The organism is Advenella kashmirensis WT001, from assembly GCF_000219915.2.
Taxonomy (GTDB): Bacteria; Pseudomonadota; Gammaproteobacteria; order Burkholderiales; family Burkholderiaceae_B; genus Advenella; species Advenella kashmirensis.
Genome location: NC_017964.1, coordinates 1,058,741 through 1,078,373, shown reverse-complemented (window position 1 = coordinate 1,078,373; position 19,633 = coordinate 1,058,741). Strand labels below are relative to the sequence as shown.

18 protein-coding genes and 6 pseudogenes are annotated in these 19,633 nt (G+C 57.1%); 16 read left to right on the top strand and 8 right to left on the bottom strand.

The annotated features are described in order from the left end of the window. From TKWG_RS05040 to TKWG_RS05020, 5 genes and pseudogenes are all read left to right on the top strand, one after another. Positions 1 to 1,887: a ribonuclease catalytic domain-containing protein gene (locus TKWG_RS05040; RefSeq protein WP_014749797.1), complete on the top strand. Its 1,887-nt coding sequence runs from the start codon at positions 1 to 3 to the stop codon at positions 1,885 to 1,887. A 13-nt stretch (positions 1,888 to 1,900) separates the two neighbouring features. Further along, positions 1,901 to 2,749 carry a shikimate dehydrogenase gene (gene aroE / locus TKWG_RS05035; RefSeq protein WP_014749796.1) on the top strand — a complete coding sequence of 283 codons (849 nt, stop codon included), beginning with the start codon at positions 1,901 to 1,903 and terminating at the stop codon, positions 2,747 to 2,749. An 83-nt stretch (positions 2,750 to 2,832) separates the two neighbouring features. Next, positions 2,833 to 3,521: pseudogene (mtgA, locus tag TKWG_RS05030) on the top strand (monofunctional biosynthetic peptidoglycan transglycosylase). A 303-nt stretch (positions 3,522 to 3,824) separates the two neighbouring features. Further along, a pseudogene (lptG, locus tag TKWG_RS05025) lies at positions 3,825 to 4,999 on the top strand (LPS export ABC transporter permease LptG). Further along, positions 4,999 to 5,811, top strand: coding sequence for a symmetrical bis(5'-nucleosyl)-tetraphosphatase (locus tag TKWG_RS05020; protein WP_014749794.1), 813 nt, complete (start codon positions 4,999 to 5,001; stop codon positions 5,809 to 5,811). The pseudogene lptG and the gene TKWG_RS05020 overlap by 1 nt, the downstream one beginning before the upstream one ends. Before the next feature lie 82 nt (positions 5,812 to 5,893). On the opposite strand, the gene TKWG_RS26410 is transcribed toward TKWG_RS05020, so the two are convergent. The 8 genes and pseudogenes from TKWG_RS26410 to TKWG_RS04985 all read right to left on the bottom strand — a co-directional run bounded on the left by TKWG_RS26410 (position 5,894) and on the right by TKWG_RS04985 (position 10,601). Continuing rightward, on the bottom strand, positions 5,894 to 6,079 hold the full coding sequence (locus tag TKWG_RS26410) for a hypothetical protein (protein WP_014749793.1): 186 nt from the start codon (positions 6,077 to 6,079) through the stop codon (positions 5,894 to 5,896). Further along, entirely contained in the window at positions 6,052 to 6,642 is a 591-nt protein-coding gene (locus TKWG_RS05015; protein WP_014749792.1) for a lysophospholipid acyltransferase family protein, read from the bottom strand. Before TKWG_RS05015 ends, TKWG_RS26410 begins: the two co-directional genes overlap by 28 nt. Further along, entirely contained in the window at positions 6,639 to 7,931 is a 1,293-nt protein-coding gene (locus TKWG_RS05010; protein WP_014749791.1) for a dihydroorotase, read from the bottom strand. The genes TKWG_RS05015 and TKWG_RS05010 overlap by 4 nt, the downstream gene beginning before the upstream one ends. Then, positions 7,928 to 8,880: pseudogene (locus TKWG_RS05005) on the bottom strand (aspartate carbamoyltransferase catalytic subunit). Before TKWG_RS05005 ends, TKWG_RS05010 begins: the two are co-directional and overlap by 4 nt. Beyond that, entirely contained in the window at positions 8,873 to 9,397 is a 525-nt protein-coding gene (pyrR, locus tag TKWG_RS05000) for a bifunctional pyr operon transcriptional regulator/uracil phosphoribosyltransferase PyrR (protein ID WP_014749788.1), read from the bottom strand. The pseudogene TKWG_RS05005 and the gene pyrR overlap by 8 nt, the downstream one beginning before the upstream one ends. Positions 9,398 to 9,442: 45 nt before the next feature. Further along, the gene (gene ruvX, locus TKWG_RS04995; protein WP_014749787.1) at positions 9,443 to 9,838 is read right to left on the bottom strand and encodes a Holliday junction resolvase RuvX; all 396 of its coding nucleotides are present in this window, start codon (positions 9,836 to 9,838) and stop codon (positions 9,443 to 9,445) included. After that, a complete protein-coding gene (locus tag TKWG_RS04990) occupies positions 9,831 to 10,412 on the bottom strand; it encodes a YqgE/AlgH family protein (protein WP_014749786.1) in 582 nt (193 codons plus the stop codon). The genes ruvX and TKWG_RS04990 overlap by 8 nt, the downstream gene beginning before the upstream one ends. A gap of 24 nt (positions 10,413 to 10,436) precedes the next feature. Beyond that, positions 10,437 to 10,601: a rubredoxin gene (locus TKWG_RS04985; protein WP_014749785.1), complete on the bottom strand. Its 165-nt coding sequence runs from the start codon at positions 10,599 to 10,601 to the stop codon at positions 10,437 to 10,439. 232 nt (positions 10,602 to 10,833) lie between these two features. Here TKWG_RS04985 and thiD point away from each other — a divergent pair, with 232 nt between their 5' ends. The 11 genes and pseudogenes from thiD (at position 10,834) to proB (ending at position 19,603) form a co-directional block, all read left to right on the top strand. Further along, positions 10,834 to 11,619 carry a bifunctional hydroxymethylpyrimidine kinase/phosphomethylpyrimidine kinase gene (gene thiD / locus TKWG_RS04980; RefSeq protein WP_014749784.1) on the top strand — a complete coding sequence of 262 codons (786 nt, stop codon included), beginning with the start codon at positions 10,834 to 10,836 and terminating at the stop codon, positions 11,617 to 11,619. A gap of 91 nt (positions 11,620 to 11,710) precedes the next feature. Beyond that, positions 11,711 to 12,382, top strand: a complete 672-nt coding sequence (gene thiE, locus TKWG_RS04975; protein ID WP_014749783.1) for a thiamine phosphate synthase — start codon at positions 11,711 to 11,713, stop codon at positions 12,380 to 12,382. 107 nt (positions 12,383 to 12,489) lie between these two features. After that, positions 12,490 to 13,767, top strand: a complete 1,278-nt coding sequence (gene hemL, locus TKWG_RS04970) for a glutamate-1-semialdehyde 2,1-aminomutase (protein ID WP_014749782.1) — start codon at positions 12,490 to 12,492, stop codon at positions 13,765 to 13,767. 209 nt (positions 13,768 to 13,976) lie between these two features. Continuing rightward, a pseudogene (argJ, locus tag TKWG_RS04965) lies at positions 13,977 to 15,201 on the top strand (bifunctional glutamate N-acetyltransferase/amino-acid acetyltransferase ArgJ). Beyond that, positions 15,164 to 15,469: pseudogene (locus TKWG_RS26890) on the top strand (DUF1853 family protein); the annotation flags it as partial. The pseudogenes argJ and TKWG_RS26890, both read left to right, overlap by 38 nt. 26 nt (positions 15,470 to 15,495) lie before the next feature. Next, complete coding sequence (locus tag TKWG_RS26885) at positions 15,496 to 15,663, top strand: DUF1853 family protein (RefSeq protein WP_407636912.1); 168 nt, start codon at positions 15,496 to 15,498, stop codon at positions 15,661 to 15,663. Beyond that, entirely contained in the window at positions 15,660 to 16,316 is a 657-nt protein-coding gene (locus tag TKWG_RS25815) for a DUF1853 family protein (RefSeq protein WP_014749780.1), read from the top strand. The genes TKWG_RS26885 and TKWG_RS25815 overlap by 4 nt, the downstream gene beginning before the upstream one ends. 182 nt (positions 16,317 to 16,498) lie before the next feature. Continuing rightward, positions 16,499 to 16,809 (top strand): annotated as a pseudogene (rplU, locus tag TKWG_RS04950) (50S ribosomal protein L21). A gap of 33 nt (positions 16,810 to 16,842) precedes the next feature. Then, positions 16,843 to 17,103, top strand: coding sequence for a 50S ribosomal protein L27 (rpmA, locus tag TKWG_RS04945; protein WP_014749778.1), 261 nt, complete (start codon positions 16,843 to 16,845; stop codon positions 17,101 to 17,103). Positions 17,104 to 17,265: 162 nt separating this feature from the next. Next, positions 17,266 to 18,384 (top strand): GTPase ObgE, encoded by a 1,119-nt coding sequence (gene obgE / locus TKWG_RS04940; RefSeq protein ID WP_014749777.1) that lies wholly within the window; start codon positions 17,266 to 17,268, stop codon positions 18,382 to 18,384. A 52-nt stretch (positions 18,385 to 18,436) separates the two neighbouring features. After that, positions 18,437 to 19,603, top strand: coding sequence for a glutamate 5-kinase (gene proB / locus TKWG_RS04935; protein WP_014749776.1), 1,167 nt, complete (start codon positions 18,437 to 18,439; stop codon positions 19,601 to 19,603). Positions 19,604 to 19,633: the final 30 nt, after the last annotated feature.

The following is a 19,633-nucleotide window of genomic DNA, read 5'->3' as shown; positions in this document are numbered from 1 at the left end:
ATGTACGTGGTTTTTGAAGACGACGGCAGCTTCAAGGCTGAAAAAATTCATTCCGAAGCCGATTCGACGCTACAGGTCGAATCGGCCAGCGGTAAACGCAGCAAAATCAAGCGCAACGCAGTCATCTTTACCTTCGATGGCATTGAACCACAGGCCATGCTCGAACAGGCACGGGCGATGAGCGAAGAGCTTGATCTGCAATTTCTGTGGGAATGCGCACCGCAAGATGAATTTTCAGCCCAGGATCTGGCTCGCGATTATGTCGGACACGAACCGTCCATTTCCGAGAAAACGGCCATTCTGTTGCGCCTGCATAGTGCACCTGCCTACTTTCATCGCAAGGGCAAGGGCCATTACAAGGCAGCGCCGGCTGACATTTTGCAGGCAGCGCTGGCGGCACTGGAAAAGAAACAGCGTCAGGCCGAGCAGCAACAGGCCTGGACCGATGCCATGCTGGCCGGCGCACTGCCCGAAGAGCTACGCGAAGCCGCGCGTACATTCCTGATTCGCCCGGACAAAAACACACTGCAGTGGAAAGCGTTTGAGAAGGCGCTGGCCGAAAGCGGCAAGACCGCTGAAACCCTGTTGCTGGAGCTGGGCGTCTATCCGCATGCGCTGGCCGTGCATATGGATAGATTTCTCAAGCAGCACTTCCCCAAGGGAACGGCTGTGCCCGAGCTGGACATCCCGCCCATACCCGAGTTGCCAGCCAGCGACGTCGTGGCCTACTCCATTGACGACATCAGCACGACAGAGATTGACGATGCGCTGTCGGCAACGCATATTGAAGGCGATCTGTACCGGATTGGCGTGCATATTGCCGCCCCGGCACTGGTGGTTACGCGGGATTCGGATCTGGACAAACTGGCTCGCAGTCGCATGTCCACGCTTTACATGCCCGGCGATAAAATTCCCATGCAAAGCGATACGCTGATCAGCATGTTCTCGCTGGATGCCGGCAAGCAGGTGCCTGCCCTGTCCCTGTACATCACAGCCAATGTCGCCACCGGCGAAATCCAGGAAACCGTCACGCGTGCCGAAACCATCACGATTTGCGAAAATCTGCGCATCGACGATTTGGTGGCGCAGGTAACCCGCGAGGCGCTCGAGGAGCAGACTGCCGCCCTTCCCTACGCCGAGTTATTCCGGCCGCTCTGGAAGCTGGGACAGCACCTGAAGACAGCGCGCGAACAGGTACGCGGCAAACCGGAAAACAACAACCGCACGGAATACACGTTTCGTCTGCACGGGCCGGCCGATGATCCCGATTCAGTCATTGAACTTATCCCGCGACAACGCAATGCGCCGCTTGATCAAATTGTGGCCGAGTATATGATTCTGGCCAACACACAGTGGGGCGGATATCTGAATGAGCACGGCTTGCCCGGCATATATCGCTCCCAACAGATGGGGCGGGCGCGCATGTCCACCCATCCATTGCCGCACGAATCTATCGGCGTACCCCAGTATGCATGGACCACATCGCCACTGCGGCGTTATGTCGATCTGGTGAACCAGCGGCAGATTCTTGCCGCAGCCGAACACGGCGTGTCTGCACGCCTGGTGGCGCCGTTCAAACCCAAGGACGCCGATCTGTACGCCATCATCGGCGCCTTCGATTCCCAATACATGCTCTGGCACGAATTCCAGAGCCGGCTTGAGCGCTACTGGTGCCTGCGCTGGCTCACCCAGCAGTCACGCACGCGGTTGCACGGCAGTTTCATCCGCGACAACCTGGTTCGTCTTGAAGAAATTCCGCTGGTAATCGAAGTCAATGGGTACCCGAGCTTGAACGCAATGATCGCGTTGCCATTAATGTACGCGGCACCGATGAGCTGTCACTGCACATTGACGCCGAATATGCCGGGCTCGCCCAACCAGACGTAGAGGCAACTGCATCATGAACACGCCACGCAAATTCGCCGTTCTTGGCAACCCGATCAAACATAGTCTGTCGCCGCGCCTGCACGCCCTGTTTGCCCAGCAGACAGGCCTGCTGATCGAGTACAGCAAGCAATGTGTAGAACCGGCGCATTTTTGCGACCACGTCAAGCAATTCTTTGCCTCCGGCGGCAGTGGCCTGAACATTACACTGCCCTTCAAGGAGCAAGCCTACGCATTGGCGCAATCCCGCATCTCCAACCGGGCCAGGGCTGCCGGTTCGGCCAATACATTGTGGCAGGAAAACGGCGAAATACACGCCTGCAATACCGATGGCGTCGGGTTGGTCAATGACATGCTGCGCCAGCACATCATACTGCGTGACAGTCGTGTTCTCTTGATCGGCGCCGGCGGAGCAACGCGCGGCGTCATGCCGGCGCTATTGCAAGCCGGATGCGCCCATCTGCATATTGTCAACCGCACCGAAGAAAAAGCCCATGTGCTGGCCGCACAGGCTGTGGCGCTAGCGGACCGGCAAACACAGGTAACGGCGTCGGCTTTTTCCACACTGCAGGGCTCCTGGGACATTATCGTGAATGCCACTGCCAGCAGTCTGTCGGGCCAGATACTACCCCTGGCTGACAGCCTGTTTCGCACTGACAGCGTAGCCTACGACATGCTCTACACCACAGACGGCGACACGCCATTTCTGCAGCAGGCACGCAACGCCGGCGCCACCCATACCTCAGACGGCCTGGGTATGTTGGTCTACCAGGGTGCCGAGAGCTTTCGCATCTGGAACCAGATTGAGCCCGACGCGGCGCCAATTCTCACAGCGCTGCGCACGGAACTGACGAGGTCAATCTGATGCTCGAAGCAGTCGGACGTATTGCCAGCGAGATCGTGATCGCCATCGCCGAACGTGTGCGCGCGCAGTCGATAGCACGTTCAATGATTGATCTGGTTGCCCTGCTGATCGCAGTCATTATGCTGTATCAGATTTATCTGTTCGCCTGGGTACTCTGGTACAGCGTCTTCAATCCCGGCGGCAGTGCCTATATGCGCGAACAGGCCAGCCGTCTGGCGGCCCTGGATCCGCCCGTGAGTATTCAATATGAGTGGACACCCTACGAGGCCATCAGCCGGCCCTGAAAAAGGCAGTCATAGCCGCCGAAGATGCACGCTTTACAGAGCACGGCGGCGTAGAATGGGAGGCCATCCGCAAGGCCTGGCGCTACAACGAACGCCAGGAGGAAGCCGGTCGCAACCGCCGTCGCGGGGGCTCCACGCTTACGCAGCAACTTGCCAAGAACCTGTTTCTATCGGCTGATCGAACCTATATTCGCAAGGGTCAGGAACTGGTCATTGCCTATATGATAGAAGCGGTCATGTCCAAGCGGCGAATCCTGGAACTGTATCTGAATGTTGTGGAATACGGCAACGGCATCTTCGGCGCCCAGGCTGCCGCCCGCCACTATTTCAACGTGGATGCAGCGCGCCTGTCCACGTATCAGGCCGCGCGCCTGGCCGCCATTCTGCCAAATCCAAGGGTCTATGGAAAGAACATGCAATCGCGCTATGTGCAATCGCGCGGCCGGACAATTTCTGCCCGCATGCGTAATGCCGAGCTGCCTGATTAAATCATGACGTCAACTGACCATGTGTGCCTGCATCACACCTGCAATAATGGTATCCCCGGTTATCAACCCGTTACCTTATCCCTCGACAATCGACGTTAAAATGCAGGAGAAAGAGATTCGGAATGCGCATGACCAGGCAGCCATGCACGCCGAATCAGGAGCATTTGCACGGTGTGCAACAGGACTCACAAATTTATTGGGCATAAGCTGTTATGCTGGATCAGGCCTGCAAACAACAGTAAAATCAACGCTTCTGAGGCCAGCCGCAACACTGCTGCGTCTGACTGGACACTAACAAGACACATGCGCACAGCAAGAAAATATCTAGGGACAGAAATCTACCGCTCCACCGTGGCTGTACTGGTGGCGCTCGTGGGTTTGTTCACCTTTTTTGCCTGATTGACGAACTGGACAGCATCAGCGATCAGTTTCCGTTGCTCTCGCTGTTGTATCTGCAAGTATTGCAATTGCCAACGCGTTTGTATGATCTGTTGCCCATCGGCCTGCTGATCGGGTCGGTGCTGGCGCTGGCCAGTCTGGCACAGCGCAACGAATTGGTGATACTGCGCGTTTCAGGCGTCAGCAGCATTTCCTTGCTGCTTATGCTCTGGACTATTACCATTCCGCTCATGGTGGGCGCATTCGTCCTGTCGGAATTTGTCACGCCGCGCGCCGAACTCATGACCAGTGAAGCCAGCCTGAAGTATCTGGGCAAAGCCAGCGGCGGACAGATGAACTCGGGCCACTGGTTCCGTGAGCCGGATGAAGAAGGCAATATCCGCACCATCAACATTGCACGACTACGCGACCAGGGCAGTGTCGAGGACATCCGCATCATTACCTATAATGCGACCGAGAGCCGGTTTATTTCTCTTGATCACGCCAAAACGGGGCATTTCAGCAAGAACACGCTCACCCTGACCGATGTGGTGCACATCACCAGTCTGATCGATGCCAAATCCGCCCTGGCGGACCCGAATAAGCCGGTTGCCGATGTCGCCAGGCGCTCGGTATTGCCAACACTGGAACTTACAACCACGCTGACGCCTAATCGCCTGCTTGCCGGTCAGATGCAACCAGACCGTATGTCGACCGTTTCGCTGCTTGATTACATTTCATATCTGGAAGAGAACAAGCTGCAAACCAACCGCCAGGTTGTCGCGCTGTGGCGCAAACTGAGCTATCCATTCACGCTGCTGGTCATGATTACCATTGCCGCGCCTATCGGATTTATGCAAACCCGCAAGGGCGGTGTAGGCGGCAAAGTGTTCCTGGGTATTTTACTGGGCGTTGCGTTCTATATGATCAACCAGCTTGCACTGAACGTAGGCATGTTGAAGAATCTGCCGCCATGGCTTACGGCGCTCATGCCCAACACGATCGCCATGCTGATCGCCATGCTTGCGCTCTATCTTATGGAAGCCAGGCGGACCCCGCGTATGCAGCGTGCACCACTTTCAGGGAAGGCTGTAACGTAATGAATATCTGGGCTGTAGGAGATTTACAGGGGTGTTGTGGTGCACTGGACGAATTGCTCGACCATCCATTGATTCAGGAAGATGCCGATTGCCGATTCTGGTTTGCCGGCGATCTGATCAATCGCGGACCCCAGTCATTACGTACCTTAAAGCGCATTATCAAACTGGGTGACCGCGCTGTCAGTATTCTGGGCAACCATGATCTGCATATGCTCGCTGTACATGCCGGCATACGCAATGAAAACAAATCGGATACGTTCGATGCGATCCTCAAGGACAAGCATGCCGATGAGTTGATTGACTGGCTGCGGCATCGCCCGCTGGCTCATTACGAAGCCGGGCATTTGATGGTCCATGCAGGCGTCATGGCCAAATGGGATCTGGACAAGACCCTGGCGCTGGCCGAAGAGGCGCATCAGGCGCTGATCAGCGACAAATGGAAAAAAAACCTGCAGAAAATGTATGGGAATGAGCCCGTTCAGTGGAAGGACAAGCTATCGGGTGCAAAACGGCTGCGGGTGATTATCAATGCCTTTACCCGCATGCGACTATGCACGATGCAAGGTGAAATGGATTTTGCATCCAAAGATGCACCCGACAGCCATCCGGGGCTCGTACCCTGGTTTGATGTACCTGACCGAAAAACAGCCGATATCCCCATAATCTTCGGCCATTGGTCAACATTGGGCTTACTGATTCGCAAGAATCTGCTGGCCCTGGATACCGGCTGCGTATGGGGCGGAAAACTGACTGCGCTTCGCCTGAGCGATCGCAAGCTCATCCAGATAGATTGCAAACAGCACGGCAGGTAATCAACGACCCCGCAAACGCGGCGGCGCTACCCGAGCCGACACGGTTCGGGCTATCCTCTTTTGCCCAAACCGATATATCTGTTCAGTCCTGAACTACCCTGGCCCGAATGGCATCACGCACCTGTGCCGCCAGCTCGGCGCGGCCCAGCGCTGAAGGCTGGCCATTTTGCGTAACCGCTGGCAGGCAATAAACTTCTACGCAGACATGGCTTGCGCTGAGCAGAACCCAGATATTGCCGATCAACGTCTGGTCGCCAATAAAAGCCATTTTCCCGCTGCGCTGACCTTCATACCAGAACACCAATGCGACCGGCTGAATTGCCACCTGGGCACGCATGCAGGCTCGAACAGACTAGTACTAAATGGCTTGACATCCAGGCCATCGGAGGTGGTGCCTTCGGGAAACAAGCCAACGCAGATATTGCGCTCGAACAGCCGCTTCATACTCTCGCTGACACGACTGATGGCCTGGCGCTGCCCCCTTTCGATAAACACCGTGCCCACCCTGGCCACCAGCCAGCCGATTACCGGCCATCTGCGAATTTCCTGTTTGGCAATAAATGACGTAGCCCGCCAGCTGTTCAGAATAAAAATATCAATCCACGACACGTGATTGGCAACCCACAGGACCGGCCCGCTCATGATCGGCGTGCCGTGACGCACCACTTTGACGCCACAAACCAGCATCAGGCAGCACGACCAGGCTTTGGTCACCGCATCCTGCACCGGCCGGTTCATGAACGGCAAGGCGATAGCGGCGGTCAGCAGTCCCGAGAGCAACAACAGAATCAGAAAGATCGCCCTGACAACAAACCGTAAATACGCGATCACACAGACTCCCATACGCTGCGACCACTGACCAGGGTCATGACAATCTTGCCGGGAAGTTCGTAACCGACAAACGGCGTGTGTGCACTTTGGCTCAGCAACGTGTCGCGACCGACTGTCCAGGCAGCGTCGGCATCCGCAATCGCGATATCGGCGGGCGCGCCTACAGACAGCGTACCGCAGCCCGGCAACGACGGCGCACCGGCCTTCAGAATAGCGGCAGGTCCGGTCGTAATGAGTCCCAGCGCCTGCACCAGCGACAGCTTTTCTTCCTGCGCCCATTTAACCACCAGAGAGAACAGCAACTCTACGCCCGTTGCCCCGGGCTCTGCCTCTGCAAACGGCATCAGCTTGCCATCGTCGTCTACTGGCGTGTGATCAGAGCAGACGGCATCAATCGTTCCGTCGGCAAGCCCGGCGCGAATTGCATCGCGATCACGCTGGCCGCGCAAAGGCGGATCCAGCCGATAATTGCTGTCGAAGAAACCAATATCCAGGTCTGTCAGATGCAAGTGGTTGAGCGACACATCGCAGGTCACAGGCAGGCCCTGTGCCTTGGCCTGACGCACCAGTGCAATCCCGGCCGCGCTGGACAGGCGGCAGATATGCAGACGCGTACCCGTGACTTTTTGCAATTCGAACAGGGTATGCAGCGCAATGGTTTCTGCCTGCTCCGGTACGCCGACCAGCCCCAGCCGCGATGCAAAGGGCCCGCTGGCCGCCACGCCCTTGGACAGGGAGGCCTCCAGCGGCGTGAGCCACAAGGTATAGCCATAGGTTTTGGCGTACTGCATGCTGCGCAGCAGGACACCGGTATCGATCAACGGCAGTGAGGCCTGGGAAAAGGCAATGCAACCGGCTTCGGTCAGCTCGGCCATTTCGGTAATGATTTTGCCTTCCAGGCGATTGGTCATTGCGCCCAGGGGATACAGGTTGGCCTGATGCAATTGGCGGGCGCGATGTTTAAGCATTTCGACCAGGCCGGGTTCGTCCAGTGCCGGTTCGGTATCGGGCGGCAACACCAGGCTGGTCACCCCGCCGGCAAGCGCCGCCTGCATCTCCGACTCCAGCGTTGCCCGATGTTCAAAGCCGGGTTCGCGCAAGCGAACTGCCAGATCGATCAGACCCGGAATGACCAGCTTACCGGTAGCATCGATGGTGCGTGCCGATTCAAATCCATCCGGCTCCTGCCCCATGCCAACGATGCGTCCGGCTGCGATATAAAGATTACCGGTCTGGTCTGTACCGGAAGCCGGGTCAAGCAGCCGGCCACCTTTAATTACTATTTTCACTGAGAAGCTCCAGCTACGATGCTCATGACTGCCATTCTTACAGCAATCCCGAACGTTACCTGATTGAGAATAACCGCCTGTGGTCCGTCAGCGACGGCGGAATCAATTTCAACCCCGCGATTCATGGGGCCCGGGTGCATGACGATGGCATCCGGCTTGGCATAAGCCAGCTTTTCGTGCGTCAGCCCGTAATGCTTGAAATATTCCTGTGAAGACGGCAGCAACGCACCCTTCATGCGCTCATTCTGCAAACGCAGCACCATGACCACATCTACATCCCGCAGGCCTTCGCGCATATCGGTGAACACCTTGACGCCCATTTGTTCAAGCCCGCCCGGCAGCAGCGTGAGCGGACCGATGGCGCGCACTTCGGCTGCGCCAGTGTGGTCAGTGCATGTATGTCGGACCGTGCGACCCGGGAATGCAAAATATCGCCCACGATGGCCACCGTCAGTCCGGAAAAATCCTTCTTGAAATGACGGATGGTGTACATATCCAGCAAGCCTTGCGTGGGATGCGCATGGCGCCCGTCCCCGGCATTGATAACGTGGATATGGGGCTCGACGTTGCGGGCAATAAGATAAGGGGCGCCGCTGGCTTCATGCCGCACGACAAAAATATCGGCCTGCATGGCCGTCAGATTGCTGATGGTATCGAGCAGCGACTCGCCTTTGGCGGTAGACGATACGTTGATGTTCAGGTTATAGACATCCGCCGAGAGCCGTTTGGCGGCTATTTCAAATGTGGTACGGGTGCGGGTGGAGTTCTCAAAAAACAGATTGAAGACGCTTTTGCCGCGCAGCAACGGCACCTTTTTGATGTCGCGCTCAGCCATGGGCACGAATGTCTGGGCCGTGTCCAGGATGTGGGTCAGAATGTCGCGCGGCAGCCCCTCGGTAGATAGCAGATGAGTCAGCTCGCCATGCCGGTTCAATTGCGGGTTAAACATAGCGGGACTCCTCTTCCATGGTCAGGGTAAAACGTGAATCATCATCGGCAGCCAGAACATAATTGCTGCCGCGCGGCAACGGCAGAACGCCGCCGCAGATGTCGGGCGCAATGGGCAGTTCGCGACCGCCCCGGTCGATCAGCACACCCAGACGAACCGAAGCGGGCCGGCCATAATCGTACAGTTCATTGAGCGCCGCGCGAATCGTGCGGCCGGTAAAGAGGATATCGTCGATGAGAAAAATGTGCGCGCCTTCGACTTCGAACGGCACGTGACTTGGCTGGGTTTGCGAATGCAGCCCGATTCGGCTGAAGTCGTCGCGATGCAGACTGGTATTGAGGGTGCCCGGCTGATTGGGCAAATTCAGATCCGCGCAGAGTCGCCGTGCCAGCCAGGCGCCCCCTGAATAAATACCCACTAGATATGTATTGGCCGGATCGGTGCCCTGGAGCTTTTCGCTCAGGGCGTTTTTCAGATGCGCGTAAAGTTCTTCGGCGCTGGGCAGGCTGCCTGTCATGGTTTTCCTATCCTGTTAGCAAAGGTGCCGTTATCAAAAGTGCCGTTATTTTAAGCTATCCAGATAGCGTTGAAGAATAACTGCGGCTGCCACGGCATCATCTTCTTCATTGTTGCCAAGAAGTTCCTGCGCTTCCATGCTTGAACCGCGTTCGTCCACCAGCTCGACGTGCAAGCCGAAACGGCCGTGCAGCTGGTTGGCAAAGCGTCGGGCAAATTTGGAAGCCGGCTGTTCGTCGCCGGCGCTGGTAAGCGGCAGTCCCACCACCACCCTTTCGGGTTGCCATTCATGCAGCAGCGCAGCAATGCGGGCAAAGCGGCCATCGCGCGTGACCTCGCGGATAATGCACAAAGGGCGCGCCTGTCGCGTCAAGGTATTGCCCAGGGCCACGCCGGTTTTTTTCATGCCGGCATCAAACGCCAGCAGGGTTTCTTCAGGCATGGCCGGCATCACCGGACAATGCAGCAGGTTCGATGCCAAGCAGCGCCAGCGCCGCCGTGTAACGGTCAGCAGCTCGCTTGTTGAAAATGATATTACGGTCTGCGCTGACATTAAGCCAGGTATTGGCGGCGATTTCCTGTTCCAGCTGACCCGCAGACCAGCCGGCATAACCCAGCGTAATAAAGATTTGCTGCGGCCCTTCGCCTCGTGCCAGATCTTCCAGCACGTCACGCGACGTTGTAAGCGCCATGTCGCCAAGCACGACACTGGAACGGTAATGGCCAGCCGGGTGGTGCAGGACGAACCCACGATCGGTCTGGACAGGCCCGCCATAAAAAACGGTCTGCGCAGCCAGGTCGGCATTCACTTCCAGTTCCAGGCGCTCCAGCAGCTGTTCCACCGACAGATCGGTAGGCCGGTTCAGCAACAGGCCCAGCGCACCGTCTTCGGAATGTTCACACACATATACCACGCCACCTTCGAAAATATCGGCTGTCTGAGAAGGCATGGCCATGAGGAACTGGTTCGCCATACTGACAAATTCAGATTCTTTTTTGTCTTCGTGTTCGGTCATGGTCCTTCCTTTTTAGGATGCGCGTCAGATTTCCATCATTTCAAAGTCTTCCTTGCGCGCACCGCATTCAGGACAGACCCAGTTGGGGGGAACGTCTTCCCATTTGGTACCCGGCGCAATTCCTTCTTCAGGAACGCCGGTTTCCTCATCATAAACCCAACCACAAATTAAACACATCCAGGTACGCATAATACGGTTATTTCCTAACATTCAAATGTAACTTCACGAATCGGATGGAATCGGCCCATCGGGCTTGTTCCCGAAAACATGCCTGCGCACGCTTTAGTACCCATTTTAATTTAAAATGATACCTTTGGCCCGTTTTCCCAAAAACCGCGCCGTGCTTTTTTTATGCACCGGCAACTTTCACCGCTTTTGTTTTTTGCTTAGTACGCCTCGTGTCCCCTGATCATGCCCTGCAGTGCTGTTTTTCAACCATCTGGATCCAACCGGACGTTCCGGGCTCGTCGGCGATGTTCTGACCGCCACGCACTTTGATTGCCAGGCGGTCACCGCGCTCACTGCCATCACGGTGCAAGACACCGGTGTCATAGAGGAAATCCATCCCGTTTCCGACGAAATTCTGGACAATCAGGCTCGCTGCCTGCTCGAAGACATTCCGGTGCATGCCATCCGTGCCGGCGGGCTGTACAGCCCGGACCATGTCAGTATCATTGCGCAGATCGCCGCCGACTATGATAGTGTCCCGCTGGTTCTGTATCTTGGGCCGCAATACGCGTCGGTGATCGAAGACAGCTCCGATGACGAGATCGAGGCCCTGCTGCAGGCAACCTGGGAAACCCTTATACCGCAAGCCAGCTGCGTTGTCGTCGATTGCAGTTACCTGAATTTATGGGCGCCGGAAGACGATCATAACGACGAGAACCCGATCCCGGTGGTGCTCGAAGCCATTCTGGCGGCAGGCGCAAAATCCTGCCTGGCGCTGTTTTGCCCTTCGCCAGACGACGCCCATCAGCATGTTTTGCTCGAAGGCGGCGATCGCAGCCATGCTTTTGGTTTTTTTCCGCTAGCCGGACAATCTGAAGCGGGTGATATGATCAGTGCCGCCCTGGCCTGCGAACTGTCGCGGGGCCAGACCATGCCCCAAGCCTGCGAGCATGCCATTACTTACGCGCACAAGGCACTTGCTGACGGGCGCAAGCTGGGCATGAGCAAGCTGGTAGCACAACGACTGCAGAAGCCCTGATCCGCTGCCTGATACAGCCTTGCGGACAACCGCGAGCGCTTTCTCGCTATACTTCTATTGATATCTGTACTTATTCAGGCATAACAGCGCAATGACAGCAAACACCTTTCCGTCCGGTCTATACGGCATTACGCCCGAATGGCATGATGCCCAGCGCCTGCAGCAGGCCGTTGCGCTGGCCTGCGAAGGCGGCATGCGGGTGCTGCAGTGGCGCCAGAAAACCATGCCGCCAGCGCAGGCGCGCGGCGTGGCGGCATCTGTGCGCGACATCTGCCGTGACGCAGGCGTGCTGTTTATCGTCAATGATGACTGGCAACTGGCATTGGAACTGGGTGCCGACGGCGTTCATCTGGGTAAAAACGATGACGCCATCACGACCGTTCGCGCACAGCTGCAACAACGGCACCAGGCGCCTTTGCTGATCGGCGTCTCTTGCTATGACAGTCTGGCGCTGGCCGCTAGCGCCTTGCAAGCGCAGGCCGATTACATTGCCTTTGGCGCACTTTTTCCCTCCATGGTCAAACCCGATGCAGTTCGTGCACCCCTGTCGCTGTTTCAGGCAGTCGAAAAACCGTCAGGTACCCAGCGCATGCCGGCACTGGTGGGGATTGGCGGAATCAACAGGCAAAATGCCCATCTGGCGGTAGAAGCCGGCGCCGATAGTATCGCAGTCATCACCGGTTTATTCGGTGAGCCGGACATCCGCAAAGCCGCCGCCTACTACGCCTCGCTGTTTGACCCGCGCCCGTCGCCGTCGTCATAATTGCTTTTCCCCGCCCGGTCATGTCAGCAGCGCCGCCGGCTACGTGCCCGCAACAAGCCCTGACTGAACCGGCCTCTTTTCACTTATTTTCAGATAAAAAATTCATTATGTCCCAGAACGAAGTTCTCTTTAAACGCGCCCTTCAATCCATTCCTGGTGGTGTCAATTCGCCGGTGCGAGCATTCCGCTCGGTAGGCGGCACGCCCCGCTTCATCAGCAAGGCAAAAGACGCTTATATCTGGGATGCCGATGGCAAACAGTATATTGATTACCTGGGGTCCTGGGGGCCGGCCATTGTCGGCCATGCGCATCCCGAAGTGGTTCAGGCCGTGCAGCGGGCAGCAGAATCAGGCCTGTCTTTCGGTGCGCCGACCGAGGCCGAATCTTTGCTGGCCGAAGCGATTATTGCGCGCATCCCGTCCATTGAAAAGGTCCGTCTGGTCAGTTCAGGTACAGAAGCCACCATGAGTGCCATCCGCCTGGCCCGTGGCGCCACTGGCCGCAATAAGATCATCAAATTCGAAGGCTGTTACCATGGCCATGCCGATAGCCTGCTGGTCAAAGCCGGCTCGGGCCTGCTGACCTTCGGCAACCCGACCTCTGCCGGCGTCCCTGCAGAATTCGTTGCGCATACATTGGTGCTGGACTATAACGATCTGGACGCAGTCAAGGCCGCATTTGCCGAATTCGGTGCCGATATTGCCTGCATTATTGTTGAACCGATAGCCGGTAATATGAACTTGATCAAGCCGGTAGAAGGGTTCCTGGCCGGCCTGCGCGCATTGTGCTCCGAATATGGCGCACTGCTGATTTTCGACGAAGTGATGACGGGCTTTCGCGCCGGCCCACAAGGTGTACAGGGCCTGTCGGGCGTCACGCCCGATCTGACCACGCTGGCAAAAGTCATTGGCGGGGGCATGCCCGTAGGCGCCTTTGGCGGTCGCGCCGACATCATGGACCAGATTGCACCGCTGGGGCCGGTTTATCAGGCGGGCACGCTTTCGGGCAATCCTGTGTCCGTTGCCGCCGGCCTTATCACACTTGAAATACTGTCGCGCCCCGGCTTCTATGAGCACCTGCAGACACAATCTGCCAAACTGGTTGCCGGCCTGCAGGACAAGGCCCGTGCCGCAGGCGTCGCCTTCTGCGCCGACTCGGTGGGCGGCATGTTCGGCCTGTATTTCCGCGAAACCGTTCCCACTACCTTCGCAGAGGTGTCCGACATCAACCATGAGGCCTTCAAGGTCTTTTTCCATGGCATGCTGGACAATGGCGTTCATCTGGCGCCATCGGCGTTTGAAGCCGGTTTTGTCTCGGCCATGCATAGCGACGAGATTCTGGAAAAAACACTGGACGCCGCCGGCCGCGCATTCGCACTACTGTAATAATAACCGGCACCCGATCGCCTGTGCGCCCTGCGCTATCGATCCGGTGCCGATGCCCGGCAGCATCTGCTGCCATGGCCTTGCGCCGGAGAAACGCTATAACAGGCCGTGTAAGAATTTTTTTCCAGATATCCCGGTTTTCTCAATGTGAAATAAAAAAGACGCTACACTCAGGGTTATCCATAATATGTTAAAGGTGTTGAAGCTGTATGGCTGTAAACTTAAATATACCTGACGAATCAGCTATTTATCCGGTAGCAGGGGTTGAAATTGGCATTGCACAAGCCGGGATCAAAAAGCCCGGCCGTGATGACCTCACATTATTCAAATTCACGCCAGGCACCTCTGTAGCCGGCGTTTTCACGCGCAATCGTTTCAGAGCGGCCCCGGTGCAGATCTGCGAATCTCGCCTGGCCAAGAGCAATGCCATGCGTGCCCTGGTTATCAATACCGGCAATGCCAATGCCGGCACCGGCGCCGATGGTCTGGAACGCGCCTTTGAGACCTGCCGTGTGCTGTCCAAGGAACTGGGCTTGCTGGAAGAAGAAATCCTGCCTTTTTCTACAGGCGTGATTCTTGAACCACTTCCGGTCGACAAAATTACGGCAGCATTGCCTCAATGCATCCGGTCCCTGGAAAAAAATGCCTGGCTCAAGGCTGCACACAGCATCATGACCACCGATACCCTGCCAAGATCTGCTCCAGGCAGCTGACACTGGATGGCGTAAAGTGAGCATTACCGGCATCAGCAAAGGTGCCGGCATGATCCGCCCGAATATGGCCACCATGCTGGGTTTTGTCGCAACCGACGCGGAAATCGCTCCGGCGCTGCTCAAGGAACTGGTCAAGGATATTGCCAACCGTTCTTTTAACCGTATCACGGTAGACGGCGACACCTCCACCAACGATTCATTCATCGTAATTGCCACCGGTCAAAGCGGCATACAGGTACAGGACACGCAAAGTCCGCATTACCAGACCATCAAGGCTGAGTTGATTGAAGTTGCCCGCGAGCTGGCCCAAAAAATCGTACGTGATGCCGAAGGCGCCACCAAATTCATCACCATCCAGGTCGAAGAGGCAGAAAGCAGCCAGACTGCGCTGAAAATTGCCTACGCGATTGCACACTCCCCGCTGGTCAAAACCGCTTTCTACGCATCCGATCCGAACCTGGGCCGCATTCTGGCCGCCATTGGTTACGCCGGTGTTGATGACCTGAATGTAACAGCCCTGCGCTTGTGGCTTGACGATGTGCTGGTTGCCACTGGGGGCGGCCGTAACCCTGACTATCTGGAAGAAGATGGCCAGCGCGTCATGCAGCAACCCGAGATTCTGGTGCGGGTAGCACTGGGTCGCGGCAATATATCGGAAACGGTATACAGTTGCGACTTCTCACATGAGTACGTCAGCATCAACGCCGACTACCGTTCCTGAGATAACACCTGGCTTGCGGCTGCGCAGCCAGGCCTGGCATGATCTTCACTGGTTGACGCATGCGCCGGATCTGCTGGCGCCGGCTGCCGGTCTGCCACTGGCAAGCTGGCCAGCCACTGCGCTGTGCGAGATTGACCGCTGGCTGGCGCACGAAGGCCAGCAAGACAATGCGTCCACGACCCTGACCAGCGACTTCAGTGCACCGTATCGCCGGCTTGGGCTCTATGCCGAAGCCCTGTTGCGTACCGCCCTGCAGCACGCCGCCAGCATTGAACTGCTGCGCACCATACACCTATCCATATCACCGCTACCCAGCGCCAAGGCGGCGCCCGGCAAACCATTGGCGAGCTGGACTACATCTGGCGCGATCAAAGCAACCACAAGGTGTGGCACTGGGAACTGGCCGTCAAATATTATCTTTATGTGCCGCAGGCAGCCGGACCCCGGACGCCGATCGTTTGATAGGCCTGCAACAGCGCGATACGCTGGCCCGCAAAACCACGAAATTGCGTGATCAGCAACTGCCGCTGTCCGGCCTGCCTGAGGTCACACAGCAATTGGGCGTCTGCGTCGATAGCGCCGCAGCCTATATGAAGGGCTGGCTGTTCTACCCCTTGCAGGGCGAGCGCTGGGACGATTACGTCCTGGCCGAACCGACCACCCGGGCAATGCTCAACCCGCAGCATTCAAGGGGCTGGTGGCTGACGCAAGCCGATTTTGCGCAGCGCCTCGCACGGTCGATCAGGACAGACGCAGGGGCCGGTGAACTGCGCTGGCGCATTCTATCGCGCATGCAATGGCTCTCGCCGCAACAGGCCGATGTCGCCGACACACTTGAGGCAGCGGCCCTTCTGGCACAACTTGAATCGTGGTTCGGTTCAGGCGCGGCCGTCACCGGACCGCGACCCGGACTATTGATCGTCGCACTGGCGCCCTCGGGCGTCGCTGCCCCCTTAAGCGCCGTCAGCGCACAGGCAATGGCTACTGCGGCGCCGGCATCTGGCGCAACTGTACCCGCGACCGGGCAACCGCTGCCGACCGCTTCAGGCCAAGTATACACGGAGGTGCACCGCGGCTTTGTGGTCGCCGACGATTGGGTCGACGCAGTATTGTGATGGCCTTGTCGTTGACTTGTGTCGGCACAAATACCACATTTTTTCCGGTTTCGCCCCCTCCCTGACAGGTTTTCCTGAAACAAGCGATTGATTCTTTTGACTTTTTATGAGTTTTCGCAGTAGAATGATGGGCTTAGCGTTTAAATATGCTAATTCCAATTTATTTTTAGAGGTTAACCCATATGTACGCGGTCATAAAAACCGGAGGCAAGCAGTATCGTGTTGCCGAAGGTCAAAAACTCAAGGTAGAACAGATACCAGCAGACATCGGGCAAGAAATCTCGCTAGACCAGGTTCTGTCAGTAGGCGAAGGTGAAACACTCAAAGTGGGTGCTCCCCTTGTCGAAGGCGCTGTGGTTAAAGCCAAAGTTCTTGCACATGGACGTCACGACAAGGTGAAAATTTTCAAAATGCGCCGTCGCAAGCATTATCAGCGGCACCAGGCCATCGCCAGAATTACACCCAAATCGTCATCGAAGCAATCTCTGCTTGATCCGTTCGTTAACAGCACAACAGGAGCTTAAACATGGCACAGAAAAAGGGCGGCGGCTCAACCCGCAACGGCCGCGACTCGGAATCCAAACGACTGGGCGTAAAAGCCTTTGGCGGTGAAGTTATTCCAGCCGGTTCAATCATTGTTCGTCAGCGTGGCACACGTTTTCACCCGGGAACCAACGTTGGTATCGGTAAAGACCACACTCTGTACGCACTGGTAGACGGCAGTGTTTCCTTTTCACATAAAGGCGCACTCAACAAGCATACCGTTTCCGTAACAAAGGTAGACTAAACCTTTCCCCGGACATCATGCAGTGCCGTTCACTTGTCGCCAGGTGAACGGCATTTTTTATTCCGCGACGCACTCTGATATGATCAGACCTGCCCGCGTGAATGATAATAAAAGCACTTACACGGCGACTCCATTTATTATTACAGGCCACAGGAATCCATCATGAAATTCGTTGACGAAGCGACGATCGAAGTCATTGCCGGCAAGGGCGGCAACGGGGCGGCGAGTTTTCGTCGCGAAAAATTCATCCCCAAGGGCGGCCCCGATGGCGGCGATGGCGGACGAGGCGGCAGCATTTACGCGATTGCCGACAGAAATATCAACACCCTGATTGACTTTCGCTATGCCCGCCTGCATCGCGGCAAGAATGGCGAAAACGGCCGCGGCTCAGACCAATACGGCGCCGCTGCAGTCGATATCACACTGCGCGTCCCGGTCGGCACAGTCATCTATGACGCCGAAACCAACGAACAATTATTTGACCTGAATCATCATCAGATGCAGGTCACGCTGGCTGCCGGCGGCCAGGGCGGCATGGGCAACCTGCACTTCAAGTCCAGCGTCAACCGTGCGCCGCGCCAGTTCACCTATGGCAAGGAAGGCGAACAGCGCAAACTGCGTCTGGAACTCAAGGTGCTGGCCGATGTCGGGCTGCTGGGCATGCCCAACGCCGGCAAATCCACGCTCATCACGCGTATCTCCAACGCCAAGCCCAAGATTGCAGACTACCCTTTCACCACCCTGCATCCGAATCTGGGCGTGGTGCGAACCTCGCCCTCACGCAGTTTTGTCGTCGCCGATATTCCCGGGCTGATCGAAGGCGCCTCCGAAGGGGCCGGACTGGGCCATCTTTTCCTGCGTCACCTGTCGCGCACTCGCGTCTTGCTGCATCTGGTGGACGTTGCCGGCCTGGATCCGGACCAGGATCCAGTGCAAGTCGCTGCCCATAATGTGCGCGCCATTGCCGAAGAACTGCGCAAGTATGATGCCGAACTGCATGCCAAGCCTCGCTGGCTGGTGCTGAACAAGCTGGATATGGTCAACGATCCGCAAGACATACAGCAACGACTGTGCAAGGAACTGCAATGGGACGGACCGGTCTTCGCCATTTCGGCCCTGTCGGGCGATGGCACCCAGGCATTGATCTGGGCACTGCAGGATTATCTGGACGCAGAAAAACGCCGCGAAATGGCCGAACAGGACAAGGCGGCCGAGGCCTATGTACCGGAAGATCCGCGCTTTGACGAATCCCGTCGCAACCTGAACGACGTCGAAAAATAACGGTTCTGCGCCCTATTACTCTTTCGTTTCCCTCTTCTGGATTTTTTGCAACATGAGCGATTTCGTTTCTTCAGTGGCCACGGCAAGGCGTATCGTCGTCAAAGTGGGCTCATCCCTGCTTACCAACAATGGTCAGGGCCTGGACCCGCAGGCCATCGGAGAATGGTCATCGCAAATCGCCACCCTGTGTCGCCAGAACAAGCAAGTGATTCTGGTGTCCAGCGGCGCCATTGCCGAAGGCATGGCGCGCCTGAAGTGGAAAACCCGTCCCAAAGCCATGAGCGAGCTGCAGGCTGCTGCCGCGGTGGGCCAGATGGGTCTGATCCAGGCCTATGAATCAGCTTTCGCTGCGCACAATATGCGCGCGGCGCAAATCCTGCTGACCCACGAAGATTTGACCGATCGCCTGCGCTATCTGAATGCGCGCTCGACCATCTTTAAACTGCTCGAACTGGGTGTGATCCCGATCGTCAATGAAAACGATACGGTGGTCACGGACGAAATCCGCCTGGGGGACAACGACACGCTGGGCGCCGTAGTCAGCAATCTGATCGAAGCGGACGCGCTGATCATTCTGACGGATCAGCGCGGGCTATACGACAGCGACCCGCGTAACAACCCCGACGCCCGCTTTATCCATCTGGCCACGGCCGGTGATCCGGCGCTGCAGAAAATGGCCGGGGGTGCCGGCAGCCATATCGGCACTGGCGGCATGCTGACCAAGGTTCTGGCCGCTCAACGGGCCGCCAGTAGCGGCGCTACCACCATTATCGCGTCCGGCCGCGAGGAGCGCGTCCTGGAGCGACTGGGCCAGGGCGAAGCCATCGGCACCGAATTGCGTGCCTCGCCGTCTTTGCGCTCTGCACGCAAGCAATGGATGGCCGACCATTTGCGCCTGCCCGGCAAGCTGGTGCTGGACGAAGGTGCATGCAAAGCGCTGGTCGACCAGGGTAAAAGCCTGCTGGCTGTCGGCGTGACCGATGTCATCGGTGAATTTGAGCGCGGCGATGTCGTGGCCTGCACCGATCAGCAGCATCGTGAAATTGCGCGCGGACTCACCAATTATTCTTCGGCCGAAACCCGCCGGATCATGCGACACCCGACCCGTGAAATCGAAAGCATTCTTGGCAATTGCCGCGACGAAGAACTGATCCACCGCAATAACATGGTGCTCGTTCACCCGCCGCAAAATACCACTTCCGATGCTTCCCAAATTTAAAGATCAGCTACAGCGTTGGCAGGGCAACGA